The organism is Paenibacillus sp. MT124, assembly GCF_058792755.1.
On record NZ_CM179500.1, the window covers coordinates 1,883,445 to 1,897,558 of the forward strand.

Annotated in this window: 18 protein-coding genes; 16 read left to right on the top strand and 2 right to left on the bottom strand. The window is 46.6% G+C overall.

Annotated features, from left to right (window positions below; genetic code table 11):
- The first annotated feature begins 18 nt into the window (after positions 1-18).
- From AC3RCI_RS08850 to AC3RCI_RS08860, 3 genes are all read left to right on the top strand, one after another.
- The gene (locus AC3RCI_RS08850) at positions 19-438 is read left to right on the top strand and encodes a DUF350 domain-containing protein (protein WP_164764308.1); all 420 of its coding nucleotides are present in this window, start codon (positions 19-21) and stop codon (positions 436-438) included.
- Positions 439-563: 125 nt separating this feature from the next.
- Complete coding sequence (locus AC3RCI_RS08855; RefSeq protein WP_127539414.1) at positions 564-1,130, top strand: hypothetical protein; 567 nt, start codon at positions 564-566, stop codon at positions 1,128-1,130.
- Between the two features lie 120 nt (positions 1,131-1,250).
- Complete coding sequence (locus AC3RCI_RS08860) at positions 1,251-2,465, top strand: MFS transporter (RefSeq protein WP_492472696.1); 1,215 nt, start codon at positions 1,251-1,253, stop codon at positions 2,463-2,465.
- Positions 2,466-2,535: 70 nt separating this feature from the next.
- Here the strand turns inward: AC3RCI_RS08860 and AC3RCI_RS08865 are convergent, their stop codons facing one another.
- Positions 2,536-3,756 carry an NAD(P)/FAD-dependent oxidoreductase gene (locus tag AC3RCI_RS08865; RefSeq protein WP_492529852.1) on the bottom strand — a complete coding sequence of 407 codons (1,221 nt, stop codon included), beginning with the start codon at positions 3,754-3,756 and terminating at the stop codon, positions 2,536-2,538.
- Positions 3,757-3,855: 99 nt separating this feature from the next.
- Between AC3RCI_RS08865 and AC3RCI_RS08870 the strand changes: the two genes are divergently transcribed.
- From AC3RCI_RS08870 to AC3RCI_RS08900, 7 genes are all read left to right on the top strand, one after another.
- Positions 3,856-4,086: a hypothetical protein gene (locus AC3RCI_RS08870; RefSeq protein ID WP_095359106.1), complete on the top strand. Its 231-nt coding sequence runs from the start codon at positions 3,856-3,858 to the stop codon at positions 4,084-4,086.
- A gap of 36 nt (positions 4,087-4,122) precedes the next feature.
- Positions 4,123-4,518, top strand: a complete 396-nt coding sequence (locus AC3RCI_RS08875; protein ID WP_492472694.1) for a spore coat protein — start codon at positions 4,123-4,125, stop codon at positions 4,516-4,518.
- Between the two features lie 181 nt (positions 4,519-4,699).
- Positions 4,700-5,200, top strand: a complete 501-nt coding sequence (locus AC3RCI_RS08880; RefSeq protein WP_095288304.1) for an Lrp/AsnC family transcriptional regulator — start codon at positions 4,700-4,702, stop codon at positions 5,198-5,200.
- Positions 5,201-5,213: 13 nt separating this feature from the next.
- Positions 5,214-6,422, top strand: a complete 1,209-nt coding sequence (locus tag AC3RCI_RS08885) for an aminotransferase class I/II-fold pyridoxal phosphate-dependent enzyme (protein WP_336779353.1) — start codon at positions 5,214-5,216, stop codon at positions 6,420-6,422.
- A 222-nt stretch (positions 6,423-6,644) separates the two neighbouring features.
- The gene (locus AC3RCI_RS08890; protein WP_336780208.1) at positions 6,645-6,833 is read left to right on the top strand and encodes an aspartyl-phosphate phosphatase Spo0E family protein; all 189 of its coding nucleotides are present in this window, start codon (positions 6,645-6,647) and stop codon (positions 6,831-6,833) included.
- A 159-nt stretch (positions 6,834-6,992) separates the two neighbouring features.
- Entirely contained in the window at positions 6,993-7,544 is a 552-nt protein-coding gene (locus tag AC3RCI_RS08895; RefSeq protein ID WP_336779354.1) for a hypothetical protein, read from the top strand.
- A gap of 34 nt (positions 7,545-7,578) precedes the next feature.
- Positions 7,579-8,118, top strand: a complete 540-nt coding sequence (locus AC3RCI_RS08900; protein WP_176476027.1) for a bifunctional adenosylcobinamide kinase/adenosylcobinamide-phosphate guanylyltransferase — start codon at positions 7,579-7,581, stop codon at positions 8,116-8,118.
- Between the two features lie 117 nt (positions 8,119-8,235).
- On the opposite strand, the gene AC3RCI_RS08905 is transcribed toward AC3RCI_RS08900, so the two are convergent.
- Complete coding sequence (locus AC3RCI_RS08905; protein ID WP_336779355.1) at positions 8,236-8,847, bottom strand: DedA family protein; 612 nt, start codon at positions 8,845-8,847, stop codon at positions 8,236-8,238.
- Between the two features lie 227 nt (positions 8,848-9,074).
- On the opposite strand from AC3RCI_RS08905, the gene AC3RCI_RS08910 reads away from it, so the two are divergent.
- From AC3RCI_RS08910 to AC3RCI_RS08935, 6 genes are all read left to right on the top strand, one after another.
- On the top strand, positions 9,075-9,650 hold the full coding sequence (locus AC3RCI_RS08910) for a cob(I)yrinic acid a,c-diamide adenosyltransferase (protein WP_127539424.1): 576 nt from the start codon (positions 9,075-9,077) through the stop codon (positions 9,648-9,650).
- Positions 9,647-10,630 (top strand): RluA family pseudouridine synthase, encoded by a 984-nt coding sequence (locus AC3RCI_RS08915; RefSeq protein WP_492472693.1) that lies wholly within the window; start codon positions 9,647-9,649, stop codon positions 10,628-10,630. Before AC3RCI_RS08910 ends, AC3RCI_RS08915 begins: the two co-directional genes overlap by 4 nt.
- Before the next feature lie 195 nt (positions 10,631-10,825).
- Entirely contained in the window at positions 10,826-11,191 is a 366-nt protein-coding gene (locus tag AC3RCI_RS08920; RefSeq protein ID WP_336779358.1) for an arsenate reductase family protein, read from the top strand.
- A gap of 173 nt (positions 11,192-11,364) precedes the next feature.
- Positions 11,365-12,258, top strand: coding sequence for a 5'-3' exonuclease (locus AC3RCI_RS08925; RefSeq protein WP_492472692.1), 894 nt, complete (start codon positions 11,365-11,367; stop codon positions 12,256-12,258).
- Between the two features lie 5 nt (positions 12,259-12,263).
- Positions 12,264-13,370: a phosphodiester glycosidase family protein gene (locus AC3RCI_RS08930; RefSeq protein ID WP_492472691.1), complete on the top strand. Its 1,107-nt coding sequence runs from the start codon at positions 12,264-12,266 to the stop codon at positions 13,368-13,370.
- Positions 13,371-13,400: 30 nt separating this feature from the next.
- Positions 13,401-14,090 carry an MOSC domain-containing protein gene (locus tag AC3RCI_RS08935; RefSeq protein ID WP_492472690.1) on the top strand — a complete coding sequence of 230 codons (690 nt, stop codon included), beginning with the start codon at positions 13,401-13,403 and terminating at the stop codon, positions 14,088-14,090.
- Positions 14,091-14,114 lie beyond the last annotated feature (24 nt).

The following is a 14,114-nucleotide window of genomic DNA, read 5'->3' on the forward strand; positions in this document are numbered from 1 at the left end:
AGGGAAGGGGAACAGTGAGTGAAAGGGACGATTGACCAATTGCTGTCTCATCCCTTGGGGATGGTACTCGGGTTTTTCTCGGTAGCCATAATGGAGCTGCTTGTGTTTCTGGCTTGTTTTGAACTTGTAACCAAATACAAATGTTGGGATGAGATCAAGAAAGGCAATGTGGCTGTTGCCATGGCTACGGGGGGCAAGATCTTCGGAATCTGCAATGTGCTTCGATTCTGCATACAGGCCAAGTCTTCTGTCTATGAAGCCATGACATGGTCGTTTGTGGGCTTTGCTCTACTGCTTATTGCTTATTTTCTGTTTGAGTTTCTGACACCGGTATTCTCCATTGACAAGGAAATTGAGCGGGATAACCGGGCAGTGGGCTTGATATCCATGATTATTTCTGTCTCGTTGTCATTTGTCATCGGCGCGAGCATCATGTAGGGGGACCTGGCATGAAGATATTGATCCGAATTTTGTTTGCGGCTTCTATTGTGTTTTTTGCTATCGGTGTAATATACGTCATGAACACCTGACAATAAGATTGTATAAAAGAAAGGTTGATTCAATTGGAAACAACAGTATGTCCGTGGTGTCACACCGAGATTGTATGGGATGAGGAATTGGGCCCTGAAGAAGAGTGTCCCTATTGTCACAATGAACTGAAGGGTTATCGTACGCTGAACATCAACATTGGAGAAGAAGAGGACGAAGATGAGGCCGGCGATATTTATGATGTTGATGATGCTCAGGACAGCGATCAAACCACTGACCTCACGGCATTGTGGGGAGATGAAGTCGAACTGAAATTGCCTGAACTGCGAACACTAACCAAATATGCGGACGATGGAAATGATCTAATCCTATATGAAGAAGGTGTGGAGAAACAGCTGGATCTGCAGGAAGAAGTACCGGAATGTCCACATTGCCGTGAATTCATGATTCTCGCAGGTACACAAACGTCCACGAAGGACACATTCACTCCTGTAGCTAACGCGGTTTCAAGAACAGATTCCCTGCTGGATGCGCCATTTACAGTACAAATGTATGTCTGCTCCGGCTGTTTCCAAGTTCAATATAGTTTGTCTGAAGATGATCGTCTGCGCCTGATTCAAAATCTGAGCGCCAAGAAGTAATTTCCACTCCATTAAAATGAAATATTCCTGAGATTCGTCATGTTTTTCCTCTGCTTGGGGTACGTTAACCCTGAGACTTGCCGCGAAGCGCTGACTTCAAGCGGAATAAGGAGGGAGCAGATGAAGATATCTCTGGGCCGACAATCCATTCTGCTTCTGGGCGTGAATGGATTGTTTGTGTTAGCCGGAGCTTTGTCGGGGACATTTCTGAATGTATATCTATGGAAGAGCCGTCCGGACTATGCGATGCTGGGATGGTTTACAGTAAGTCAACAGCTTGCACTTGGATTGACATTCTGGTTAGCCGGTAAATGGGTCAAAGAACATAATAAAATGAGTGCGCTGCGTCTAGGCACAGCATTGTCTGGCATTTTTTATATGCTTGTTCTGTGGGCTGGACCACGAGCGGTGGATTGGATATGGCCACTCGGCATATTGCTCGGATGTGCTCTGGGTCTGTTCTGGATCGCTTTTAATGTGGTGTACTTTGAAGTAACGGACCGGGAGAACAGGGATCTGTTCAATGGATGGGTCGGGTTGTTGGGCTCCATGACAGGAATCATTGGTCCCTGGTTCTCGGGATTGATTATCTCGAAGATGGCGGATAATTCGGGTTATCGGCTCATTTTTACCGTGTCACTTGTGATATACGTGATTGCCGTTGTCTTCAGCTTTTTTTTGAAAAAGAGAAAAGTAAGCGGCACCTATCGCTGGTCGGAACCCTGGCAGCAATTATCAAGATCAGGCAGCGAGTGGAGACCGCTGGGGCTAGGATTGGCTGCCCAAGGTGTAAGGGAGGGCGTATTCGCCTTTCTAATTGCATTGCTCGTTTATGTAGCCACGGAACAGGAGTACAAGCTGGGTCAGTTCTCATTAATTACATCCGCCGTAGCTTTGGTCAGTTATTGGATGGCGGGCAAGTGGTTCAAACCGCATTATAGATCGAAAGGTATGCTGACGGGGGCAATTATATTATTTCTCGTTCTTCTGCCTCTGATCTGGAAGGTAAGCTATGGCACACTTTTGATTATGGGGGTTGGCTCAGCGCTGGCCATGCCGTTATACATGCTGCCCATGATTGCGGCAGGATTCGACTTGATGGGCATGAGCGGCGAAAATGTGGAGAAAAGGGTTGAACTTGTCGTTTTAAGGGAGCTCTGTCTGATGACAGGCCGCCTAGCTGGTCTTGCGGTGTTTATCATTATTGTAATGAATGGCCCTTCACTTCGTACGTTAACCTGGCTCATCGTGGTTTTGGGAGCTTTCCCATTGGTCGGCTGGGTCTTTATGCGTAAATTGTTAGTAGGGCCGGAGCAGGGTAAGCCAGCGTCCTGATCCGTTTTGGTCACAACAGAAAAAGGTGCAGATTCAGGAAAGCCATTCCTGATCTGCACCTTTTTCTATTTTACACGGGGGAAGGTTTAGTGGTTCTGGTCAGAGAGAACAGTTCCATGTCTTCGTTATGGCTCCCAGTAATCACGTCCGCAAGAATGGATGCAGCAATCATGCTATATACTGTCCCGTTGCCCCCATATCCTTCGATAAAGTAACAGTTCGGGTATTCAGGATGCGGGCCAATCAGCGGAAGTCCATCATGGGTGCTGCCGAATACAGCTTCCCAGGCATAGTCTATTTCCAGATCCGGAAGTGGGAAGTAGTTAGATACCTTTTTAAGTAAATCCTCGCCCCTATGCTCGGCCCGAATTGCACGCTGATCTTCACGCGGAATTTCCTCATCGAGACCTCCGGCAATAATTCTGCCATCTGGGGTGGTCCGCATGTATAAATATGGACGGGCCGTTTCCCATATCATGCTGTGATTGTACCAGCTGCTAAGATCTCTTAATGGCTTGGTTGCAATCGCATAAGTGCTCTTCAGATATGCACCACGGTCATTTTTGATCTCCTGGGTCTCATAACCCGTAGAGAAGATAACCTGCTTGGCGCGAATTGTTCCGTTCGGAGTGTAACAGAGGACACCTTCTTCACCATATTCACAATGGATCATCTCCGTCCGTTCGTACACCTGAGCTCCTTCTTTTGAAGCAGACTGCAGGAGGCCGTGTACCAGCCTGTAAGGGTTAACTTCGGCATCTCCTTGGGTATACAGCGCCATCGGTTTGCTGAATGGGAAGTGGGTACTAATTTTGTCCCGATTCCACAGCTCAACGTCGAAGCCGTGGGTTTTGAGCGTGTGGTATTCTTCTTCCAAAAGAGCCATATCCTCTTCAAGGCTTGCACAATACAAGCTTGTACGAGGGATATACCATGGATCAATGTCCAGACTCGAAGCGGTCCCTTCTAATTGCTGCATGGCCGTACGGCACAGTTCATAAAAACGTACCCCGCGTTGTTCGCCAAAGGTATGTATACAGGAGGTAAGCGTTTTGTCATTAGAGTATTGCAGTAGTCCCGTGTTGGCCATACTGCTGCCATGACCGATTTCTCTTTTATCAATCACAACAGTATGCAAACCTCTATCGGTTAACAGCTTGGCAGATAGTGCTCCTCCCATCCCACCACCAATAATGAGACAGTCACAGGAGATCTCGCCCTCAAGAGCAGGGTAATTGAAATGGGATGTAAAGGTATTTGGCCAGAATGTATTGCCATTAATAAGTTCCATCATGACTCACCTCGGTTTGGATTGTTAAATAAGTATACTTTTGCAGGACAAGGTAACAATAAATTCGCATTAACTTTAGGTTAAGGAGGAAAAAAGCACATGCAAAATACGCAGATGCAGGCGCTTAGCCCCAAGGAACTGAACTATATTGCGGATTCGATCTCCAATGAAGAAATGCTGATCAAACAGTGTGCAGCAACAGCTTCCATCACACATAACCCGCAAATCCAGCAAGCTCTGAATCAGTATGTACGCTCACATGAACAGCATCTGAACACGCTCGTCAATGCTCTTCAGCAGCATCAGTCCCTTGCACCAACACAGTCTTAGGAGTCCCAAGATATTAAATGTATAGGAGGAAACCGCGTGTACTCTCAATCTTTGTCATCTGGTGGAAATTTTATGCAGGAGCAGGATCTGCTGAAGTCGATTCTTGCGGATTTAAGACGAACTTCCCGTGAATATACTACAGCAACGACTGAATCTTCCTGCCCTGTTACCCGCAGAATGTTTACAGATCTCACGAACGATACCCTTAGATTGCAAGGAGAGCTGTTTAACCTGATGCAGCAGAACAACATGTATTCCGCATCTTCCAAAGCCGCTCGGAGCGAGCTGGACAAAACGATTCAGTCTGCACAACAAACGCAGCAAAAATGCCATCAGTTCATTCAGGAAAAGAATACGCTGTCCAGTCCATATAGCCAGGCACCGAATGTGCCTCAGCATCAACCTAATTACGGTAACCCTTATTACATGTAACCTTTTTGCGAACAGGTTGAAGCATAACGGAGAATAAGGATTAAAGCACAGATTGTCCAGACCATACCACCGCTTGCCTGAATTGAGGGCAGGCGGTTTTTAGCTTTGCACAGACGTTAAATTCATGTAATATAAGTATTAATTCATTTTCAGGAACCTGGATGACGCTGGAGGGAAAGTCATGAAAGATTTGAACGATCTGCAATTAAAAGTTCTGGATCTGCTGAAGGAAGATGCAAGAAGGTCTCCGGCGCTGCTGTCTACACTGCTTGGGGAGTCTGAAGACAAGATCAAGAATGCTGTGGCCCAGCTCGAACAGGACCACGTTATTGTAAAGTATGCTACGGTGGTTAACTGGAGCAAAATCGACGATGAGAAAGTGACAGCCCTGATTGAAGTACAGATCACACCGGAACGTGGTCGTGGTTTTGAGGGTATCGCCGAACGCATTTATTTATATCCACAAGTGAAATCCGTCTATCTTATGTCAGGTGCATACGATCTGCTCGTAGAAGTAGAAGGTGGCAACCTGCGTGAAGTCGCTAACTTTGTATCGGAGAAGCTGTCTCCAATTGATTCTGTGCTTTCAACCAAAACAAATTTTATTCTTAAAAAATATAAACAGGACGGGATCATTTTCGAAGACCATCAGGAAGATAACCGTCTCATGATCTCGCCGTAAAGGAAGATGTGTCATGATAGTGAATGAACAGACAACAGGAAACAACAAGAAGATGACCTCGTATCTGGCACCTCTGGTTCAGCAGATACCCCCATCCGGGATTCGGAAATTTTTCGACCTGGTTGGTGACAACAAGGATATCATTACGCTCGGTGTCGGAGAACCTGACTTTGTTACGCCTTGGCATATGCGTGAAGCTTGCGTATACTCCCTCGAGAGAGGTATGACAAGTTATACATCCAACGCTGGGATGCCCAAATTGAGAGAAGCCATCAGTTATTATCTGGATACTCAATTTGATACCAAGTACGATCCCAAGGATGAAATTATTGTTACGGTAGGCGGCAGTGAAGCGATTGACCTTGCTCTGCGTGCATTAATTGTGCCAGGAGATGAGATTCTCATTCCGGAGCCTTCGTATGTAGCCTATTCACCAATTGCTTCAATTGGCGGAGGAATTCCTGTAGGTGTCGAAACGTATGCCAAAGACCAATTCAAATTGACTGCGGAATCACTGGAAGCATCCATCTCACCCAAGTCCAAAGTGGTGATTTTGTGTTATCCAAGCAATCCGACCGGTGCGATTATGACGTACGAAGACTGGCTGCCCATCGCAGAAGTCATTAAAAAGCATGACTTGATCGTCATTGCTGACGAAATCTACGCAGAACTGACGTATACTCAAAAACATGTCAGCTTCGCTTCGATCCCGGATATGAAGGAGCGCACGATTCTGGTGAGCGGCTTCTCCAAAGCTTTTGCCATGACAGGTTGGCGGATTGGTTACATGTGTGGTCATCCGGAACTTATCGCAGCCATGTTGAAAATCCACCAGTATACCGTAATGTGTGCTCCAGCGATGGGACAGGTCGCGGCGCTGGAGGCGTTAACGAATGGACTGGGAGAGAAAGACCGCATGGTCGAATCCTATAATCAGCGCAGACGTCTTATCGTACAGGGATTCCGTGACATCGGCCTGGATTGCCATGAACCTCAGGGAGCCTTCTATGCATTCCCGAGTATTCAAAATACAGGCCTAAACTCTGATCTTTTTGCCGAACGTCTCCTGACCGAAAATAAAGTTGCTGCTGTTCCTGGTAACGTGTTTGGCCCACAGGGAGAGGGTTTCTTGCGCTGTTCTTATGCCACTTCAGTGACCCAATTGAATGAAGCTTTGGAACGAATCGGAAATTTTGTTTACAAACTGCAAAAAGAGGGTTAATTAGAAGTAGGGTGTTTTCGGAAATGTGGACATTTTGCAACTTAGAAAAAAATAACTTTCATTTACAAAATATTGTGATATAATTTCAATTTGAAATATGTTTTTCATATATTTGGAAACTAATTTTCCAAGGAGGGGTTAGCATTGTTTTGTGTAGAATATGATTTACCGACTAATCGTGGGCATTACCTGGCTGAAGGCGATCAAGGCGACCGATGGTCGGTGAGACCAGATCACGAATCTTTGCATGACATTTCCTTGGAAGATGAGATCCACCTGCTTCGCCGCAAGATGGAACAGATTTTTATGGAGGAGAAATCCTTTACTTCAGAAATTGTGATTGAAATCAGCAGTTTATTGGATCTGAAGATCAATGAATATATGAAAGCTAACCCGATAAAAGGGAGATAAATTGATAGTTACGAAAACGTTACCCATATGAATGTTAAAGGAGACCCTTAGGGGTCTTCTTTTTTGGTGAGAATAAGAAATCTCTTATTTGTAAGGGCTATTTTTTTGCGTGGAACAATTGTGATATATTGTACTAAGGAGACTAAAGGGGGAACTGGAATGAAGAGATTTTGGGGGCTAACAGCACTCGTATCATTGATTTTTCTGCTCGCTGGATGTGGTGGAAAAGACGGATTTACCATTTTTATCATTGATAATCAAGGTAATCCATCCGTAATCGGAGAACAGTTACAGGCCAATCTGCAGCAAAAACTGGGCGAGGAACCTAAAGTGGAAGTCATTACAAGCGCCATGTATGATGTACAGAAAATTATGGTAGAATACGCAGCAGGCAGTCATGATATTTTTATTCTGCCAGAGGCAGATATGAAACAATACGGAAGCAATGGTTCCAATATTCCGCTAGATGATACATTTGACCCTGAGAAGTATGAGCGTGGTGTTTTTGAGGGCGGGGTGTTAGTTGAGGATGGTCAGGGAGACAATGGCACCGATATGAAGCAAGAAACCCATCTCTATGGCATCCCACTCGAAGATATGCAGATGTTCAAGGATGTGGAATATGCCGCCCAAAATCTGTTTGCTACCATTCCGCTATCGGCTGCCAGTGTTGAAGAATCCAAAAAAGTGCTGAAGGCGCTGACAGAATAGCGTATAAGTATGGTAACTGAAGGAGGGGAGCGGATTGCTGATTACGGTCACTGGCGGGATAGGTAGTGGTAAAACCAGGTTTGCCCTAGGTTATGCAGCTCAAATCAGCCGGGAAGGAATCTATTTATCCACAGGCGATCATGATCCGGTGATACCGGAACTGCCATCCGCTCATTATCGAGCCATTTCAGCCGGAAATGGTCATCACCTGACGGAAGTCATTCATCAGATCAATCGGGAATCAAATCTGTTTCTGGCTGATCAGCGAATTGTCATTGTGGACAGTCTGACTTCGTGGATGGCTGCCGGATTTAGAGCAACGGATGATCTTGATCAACAACGCGTACATACACAACAGCTGCTTGATGCCTTACTATCTTATCAGGGCAAGCTGCTGGTCATTACCAATGAAATGCAGGGTTCCCTGTATCCATCGGAAGAGGAACGTATTTTTGCCGCAAGGATGGCTTCGGTGAATCGTGCACTGCAGTCTCACTCGGAACGCATGTACATGGTGGTATCGGGACTAGCCATTGATTTGAAGAAGCGAGAAGTACGGTACCACGATATCTGAGTATATTAGGTCAAGATCCAGGTAAAACAAAAGCCTCCATAACCACAAACTGTGGTACGGAGGCTTATTTATATTGAGAAATATATGATTACAATTCAGCTGCGAGAGACGCGATTTCTATTTGCTTTTTTTCATACGTCTGATCCACCAGATTACGCAACCAAATACGATAATGGCGAGCAGAGCATATACCACCAGTGAGTAGACGTCCATAAAGTGCAAAATATTTTCCCAAGAAGCGCCAAGCGCGGCCCCAACCGAGACCAAAATAATGTTCCAGGCGAGTGTCCCGATGGTGGTGAAGAGGACGAATAAACCGAATTTCATATTGGACATGCCTGCAGGAATGGAGATGAGACTGCGAACAAGTGGCACCATGCGGCAGAATAGTACAGTCCACATTCCATATTTGTCAAACCATGCATCAACACGGTGGATATCTTCTTTTTTGATTCGCAGAATATGTCCCCAGCGATCTACAATTTTCTCCAGACGCTCCACATCAATCAGCAATCCGATCCCATAGAGAATTACTGCACCCAGCACAGAACCGATGGTAGCCGCAATGATAACACCTGGAAGAGTGAGGCTGGTGTACGTCGTCATAAATCCGCCAAAAGGCAAAATAATCTCCGAAGGAATGGGGGGAAATACGTTTTCAAGCGCAATAATGAGTGCGATGCCTATGTAGCCGTATTGTTCCATGAAATCGGTTATCCAGTTTTGCATAATCGTCTCCTCTACTTTTGATTTACCTGAATTTGACGTATACTCGGGCAGAGCACGCCAATTCATATATACGTGCAAAGGGTACAAGCGGTTTCTGAAAAAAATGCATTTCCGTATCAAGCAGAGGTCAAGTATACTGGTTAAGTTGAGATTAGAAGGGCAGGCATATTAAGAATTAACCGATGTTTTGCCATGTGAATGAAATTAAACATTTGGAGGGATTGCAAATGGGCATCTATACACGAACAGGTGATGAAGGGCAAACTTCGGTCATCGGAGGACGGGTGATCAAAGATGATGACCGCGTTGAAGCTTACGGTACCATCGATGAGCTGAATTGTTTTGTCGGCCAGGCAATCAGTCTGATCGATGATACAGAGGGGAAATTCGAGGATTTGCGTGAACATTTGCTGGAGGTTCAGCAAGAATTGTTTGATTGCGGGTCGGATTTGGCATTTGTGAAAATCAGCGAAACCAAATACAAAGTGCGGGATGACATGGTCACCCGGCTTGAACAATGGATTGATCAGTATGATGCGGAAAACCCGAAAGTGGAACGGTTCATTATCCCGGGAGGCAGCCCGCTGTCTTCAGCGCTTCATGTATGCCGTACGGTATGCCGCCGTGCAGAGCGCCGCACGGTAACATTGGGACAGCATACGGATATTAATCCTGCAGTACGCCGTTACTTGAACCGTCTATCTGATTATTTCTTCGTTGTAGCACGGACGGCCAATGCCAGACAGCAGGTGTCGGATATTGAATATGTACGGAGCAAAAAAGTGTTCCGCCGCAAAGAATGAGCGGCTATTATTCGCCGATTATCTACACCGTTCCCGAACATGAAGATGGCTGGCTGTTGAAAACCGTGCTTCAGCGGCGGCTGCAGGTATCGCGCAAGCTCTTGTCCAGGCTGAAGCTCACGGATCAGGGAATTATGTTGAATGGAGAGCGCGTGTATATCAGCGTGAAGGTATCGGCTGGAGATATCGTGGAGATTCGGATGGAACAGGAGGAATCGGATGACATTTTGCCGGAATCCATTCCTTTTTCCATTTTGTATGAAGATGAGCATTTGCTTATTGTTAACAAGGATGCCGGCGTAATTGTGCATCCGACACATGGACACTATACAGGAACGTTGGCGAATGGGGTTGTTCATTACTGGAAGTCCAAGGGAGAGCTTTTCCGGTTTAGACCCATTCATCGTTTGGATCAGGAGACTTCCGGGGTGCTGGCCATTGCCAAAAATCCATATGTGCATCAGCATGTATCTGAACAGATGATCGCAGGAACCGTGGACAAAAAGTATATTGCGTTTGTACATGGAAATCCTGCTCCCGAACAGGGGTCTGTTGATGGTGCAATCGACCGTGATCCGGAGGAACCCCATCGCCGCATTGTCACGCCTGATGGCTATCCGGCAAGAACGCTGTACACCTCGATCACCCGCTGGGACGGCGGGACTGCAAGTGCGGTGAATCTGAAGCTGGAGAGTGGCAGAACGCATCAGATTCGTGTACATATGACATCGATCGGATGTCCGCTAATCGGCGATCGAATGTACAAGACATTACCTGCGGATAAGATTGACGAACAGACAGCTGCAATGCGGGAAGAACGGGACTTGTGGATCGATCGCCAGGCATTGCATGCCTGCGAGCTGTCGTTTGTTCATCCACTTACACAGGAACGAATGACGTTCCATGCACCTCTTCCTTCAGATATGGCTGCGCTGGAGAAACGTTTAGATACCGAGGCGAAGCCAAGGGAAGAGTTGTAGGAATCTCGAATCATCATTTGTGGTTCATATTCAGGGTACTGCTGCGATCGTAGGAACAGGCAGTCCTTGTTTTATGTTGTTTAGAATAGTTTTAAACGTATGGCGATGGTATTGATGTAGAGCGACTTTTTGGATTTGCGAAGCAAACCAAGGAAAGCGATAGATAAATACCGGAGCACTTAGGAGGAAATGCTAATGAGTAAACTGAAAGTATACCAGTATGCAAAATGTGGAACTTGCCGCAAAGCAGTAAAATGGCTTGAAGCTCAAGGCCATGAGCTGGAGCTAATCCCCATTTTCGACACACCCCCGTCTGAGGCCGAATTAACCGAGCTCATTCAGAAGAGCGGACTTGAAGTGAAGAAGTTTTTCAATACAAGTGGAGAAGTGTACAAGGAGCAGCAGTTGAAGGACAAGCTGCCTGGCATGTCTGCTGAAGAACAGATTCGTCTGCTTGCCTCCAATGGCCGCCTGATCAAACGTCCAATCGTGACAGATGGGGAGCAGGTGACCGTAGGATTCAAGGAAGAGACGTATGAACAGGAATGGAACAACGTTTAGCAACAGGCTGAGTGACGTGTCTGTCCATTCATAAATGAAGCCGATTAACAGCCCTGAAATGTTCAATATTCAGGGCTTTTTTGGCTGAACGATGCTTGGCGTAACTATGCTATAATGATAGAATTAGTTTCGATATTTTATTGCTATATACAGATAGGAGAGAACAAAATCAAGTGAATCAACGTAATGAACCTACTTTGTTGCTGGTAGACGGTATGGCGGTGTTGTTCCGGGCATTTTATGCGACATCTGCAAGCGGATATATCAGACGTACAAAGGCAGGCTTGCCAACCAATGCGGTATACGGATTTATCCGTTATTTCTGGGATGCGGTTCAGACTTTCGGACCAAGTCATGTGGTATGCTGCTGGGATATGGGTGGCAAGACGTTTCGCGGTGAAGAATACGCCGCATACAAAGGCAATCGTCCTGAAGCACCGAATGATCTGATTCCCCAGTTTGCATTGATCCGTGAAGTCATGGACAGCTTGGGTATTCCGAATATTGGAGCAGAGGGGTATGAAGCCGATGATTGCATCGGTACACTGGCCAAGTATTATACGGAGCAGACGGATATGAACGTAATGGTGCTGACCGGCGACCATGATATGCTGCAGCTGATCAATGACCGGACAAGCATTATTATTATGAAAAAAGGCCACGGCAACTACATGGTGTATACGCCTGAATCTCTCATGGCAGAGAAGCAGTTGACTCCTCGTCAAGTCATTGATATGAAAGGTCTGATGGGGGATGCGAGTGACAATTACCCTGGAGTACGTGGAATCGGTGAGAAAACAGCTCTAAAACTCGTGCAGGAATATGGCACCATTGAGGGTATTCTGGATAATCTGGATAAACTCACGCCATCGGTACGTAATAAAATTGAGAATGATCTCGACATGCTGCATCTGTCCCGTAAACTGGCAGAGATTCACTGCGCTGTTCCGGTAGCCTGCGCACTGGATGTATGTGAATTGCGTCTTGATCCGGATACGGTGATGGACAAGTTCGAACAACTTGAGATGAAGAGCCTGGGCTCTTGGATGGGAGTGGCAATAGGGTGAGCAACATGCAGACAAATCGTGCCGGTAGAAAGTGGTGGACAGGGGCTATGGCCCTCGTCCTGGCTTTGCCGGTATTATTATCAGGCGCAGTAAGCGCTCCGCAAACAGCCGATGCAAAAGCGGCAATTAGCACCAAAGTACAGAAAGTAAAAGCAGCAGGACGAAATTTCACCGTACAAACGGTAAGCATTCCCAAAGGAACACCTGTGACTGTAGGTTTAGCCAAGAAACAGGTAGGACAAACGGCAACATTGCCTTCCATTGTAAAATCATATGGTGCTCAAGCAGCCATTAATGGGGCGTTCTTTGAAGCGTATAATGGAGCACCAGATCCTTATGGCATGTTGATAGCAAATGGAAAAGTGATACATATTGGACGATACGGAACAACGATAGGTTTCAAGGAAGATGGAACAGCAATGATGGATTCACTTCAGGTAAGTCTTACAGGTAAAGTTACCGATGCAGCAGGTAAGTCACGCAGCTGGTACGCAACATTCATTAACCGTACACCTTCTGCGAATGCGAGCATATCAATGCTCTATACTCCGGAGCGCGGCCCCAAAGTCGGATTCAAGGGTGGTACTGCAGTTGTGATGGAGAAAGGGATTGTCACCAAAAAAGTAGCGAATAACAATGTAGCGATTCCGAAGAATGGATCTGTACTGGTCTTTACAGGCAATCAGAAATCGACTGCAGATCGCTTCGCCGTGGGTTCGACTGTAGAAATGAACTATAGATATACCAACGCATCAGGTAAAGAGATTCCTTGGGGAGACGTGGTAACTGCTGTTGGTGCTGGTCCTCGTCTTGTAAAAGACGGTAAAGTCGCCGTGAACCCAACCAGCGAAGGATTCAAGGATACCAAGATTCTGAATGCCTCGGGTGCCAGAAGCGGGATCGCCATCATGGCCGACGGTTCGGTAATGCTCGCGACTGTCTCGGGAGCTACCATTAAGGAGTGGGCGGCAGTCATGCAGAAGCTCGGTGCCAAGCAGGCCATGAATCTGGATGGCGGAGCTTCCTCAGGCTTGTATGCAGGTGGGAAGATGTTAACTTCACCAGGGCGGTTGTTAAGTAATACACTCGTTTTTGGCGGCTCCGTCCGTTAAAGTACTAATCGTATGGGAGGTATGAAGCACATGACACTTGCACATGATCAACAGTCAGCAGAACGTAATACAGCTGTTCTTGCCATTAATGTGGGTAAGCCTCAGCCGTTGCCTGGCCAGAAGCGTGAAGTGCTGAGCGGCATTGTCAAACATCCCGTATCCGGCTTGGTTTTCCTGTCATTCAATGGAATGACAGGAGATGGCCAGGCGGACCTGGAGCATCACGGCGGACCGGATAAGGCTGTTTGTGTATACGATTACAGTCGGTATTCCGTACTGGAACAACTGATGGAGCGCAAGCTGGACTGGGGAGCTTGTGGTGAGAATTTAACGGTGGAAGGCTGCTCCGAAGATCAAGTCCGGATTGGTGATGTATATGAACTGGGCGGAGCTTTGGTTCAGGTTAGCCAGCCAAGACAACCCTGCTTCAAGCTCGCTGCCCGATATGATTTCAAAGAGCTGCCTGTATATTTTCAGGAAAGCGGCTATACCGGTTTCTATTTTCGCGTATTGGAGGAGGGAGAAGTCGCTCCTGACTCTCCGTTCAGGCGTATCCGCACAGACCCTGCATCCATGACCGTTCTAGAGGCCAACCGGGTCATGCATCAGGGGAAGAAGGATGCTGCCGGAATGCGTGCATTACTGGCTATTCCATCGCTGTCAGATAGCTGGAGGCAAACGTTATTGAAACGTTTGGATAAGCTGGAGAGTGGGCAGTAGATTCACAACATATCATCATCCAGA

Coding starts and splice junctions, on each gene's coding strand:
- AC3RCI_RS08860 (WP_492472696.1), top strand. CDS start 1,251: ATGAAGATATCTCTGGGCCGACAATCCATTCTGCTTCTGGGCGTGAAT.
- AC3RCI_RS08865 (WP_492529852.1), bottom strand. CDS start 3,756: ATGGAACTTATTAATGGCAATACATTCTGGCCAAATACCTTTACATCC.
- AC3RCI_RS08870 (WP_095359106.1), top strand. CDS start 3,856: ATGCAAAATACGCAGATGCAGGCGCTTAGCCCCAAGGAACTGAACTAT.
- AC3RCI_RS08880 (WP_095288304.1), top strand. CDS start 4,700: ATGAAAGATTTGAACGATCTGCAATTAAAAGTTCTGGATCTGCTGAAG.
- AC3RCI_RS08885 (WP_336779353.1), top strand. CDS start 5,214: ATGATAGTGAATGAACAGACAACAGGAAACAACAAGAAGATGACCTCG.
- AC3RCI_RS08895 (WP_336779354.1), top strand. CDS start 6,993: ATGAAGAGATTTTGGGGGCTAACAGCACTCGTATCATTGATTTTTCTG.
- AC3RCI_RS08905 (WP_336779355.1), bottom strand. CDS start 8,847: ATGCAAAACTGGATAACCGATTTCATGGAACAATACGGCTACATAGGC.
- AC3RCI_RS08910 (WP_127539424.1), top strand. CDS start 9,075: ATGGGCATCTATACACGAACAGGTGATGAAGGGCAAACTTCGGTCATC.
- AC3RCI_RS08915 (WP_492472693.1), top strand. CDS start 9,647: ATGAGCGGCTATTATTCGCCGATTATCTACACCGTTCCCGAACATGAA.
- AC3RCI_RS08920 (WP_336779358.1), top strand. CDS start 10,826: ATGAGTAAACTGAAAGTATACCAGTATGCAAAATGTGGAACTTGCCGC.
- AC3RCI_RS08930 (WP_492472691.1), top strand. CDS start 12,264: ATGCAGACAAATCGTGCCGGTAGAAAGTGGTGGACAGGGGCTATGGCC.
- AC3RCI_RS08935 (WP_492472690.1), top strand. CDS start 13,401: ATGACACTTGCACATGATCAACAGTCAGCAGAACGTAATACAGCTGTT.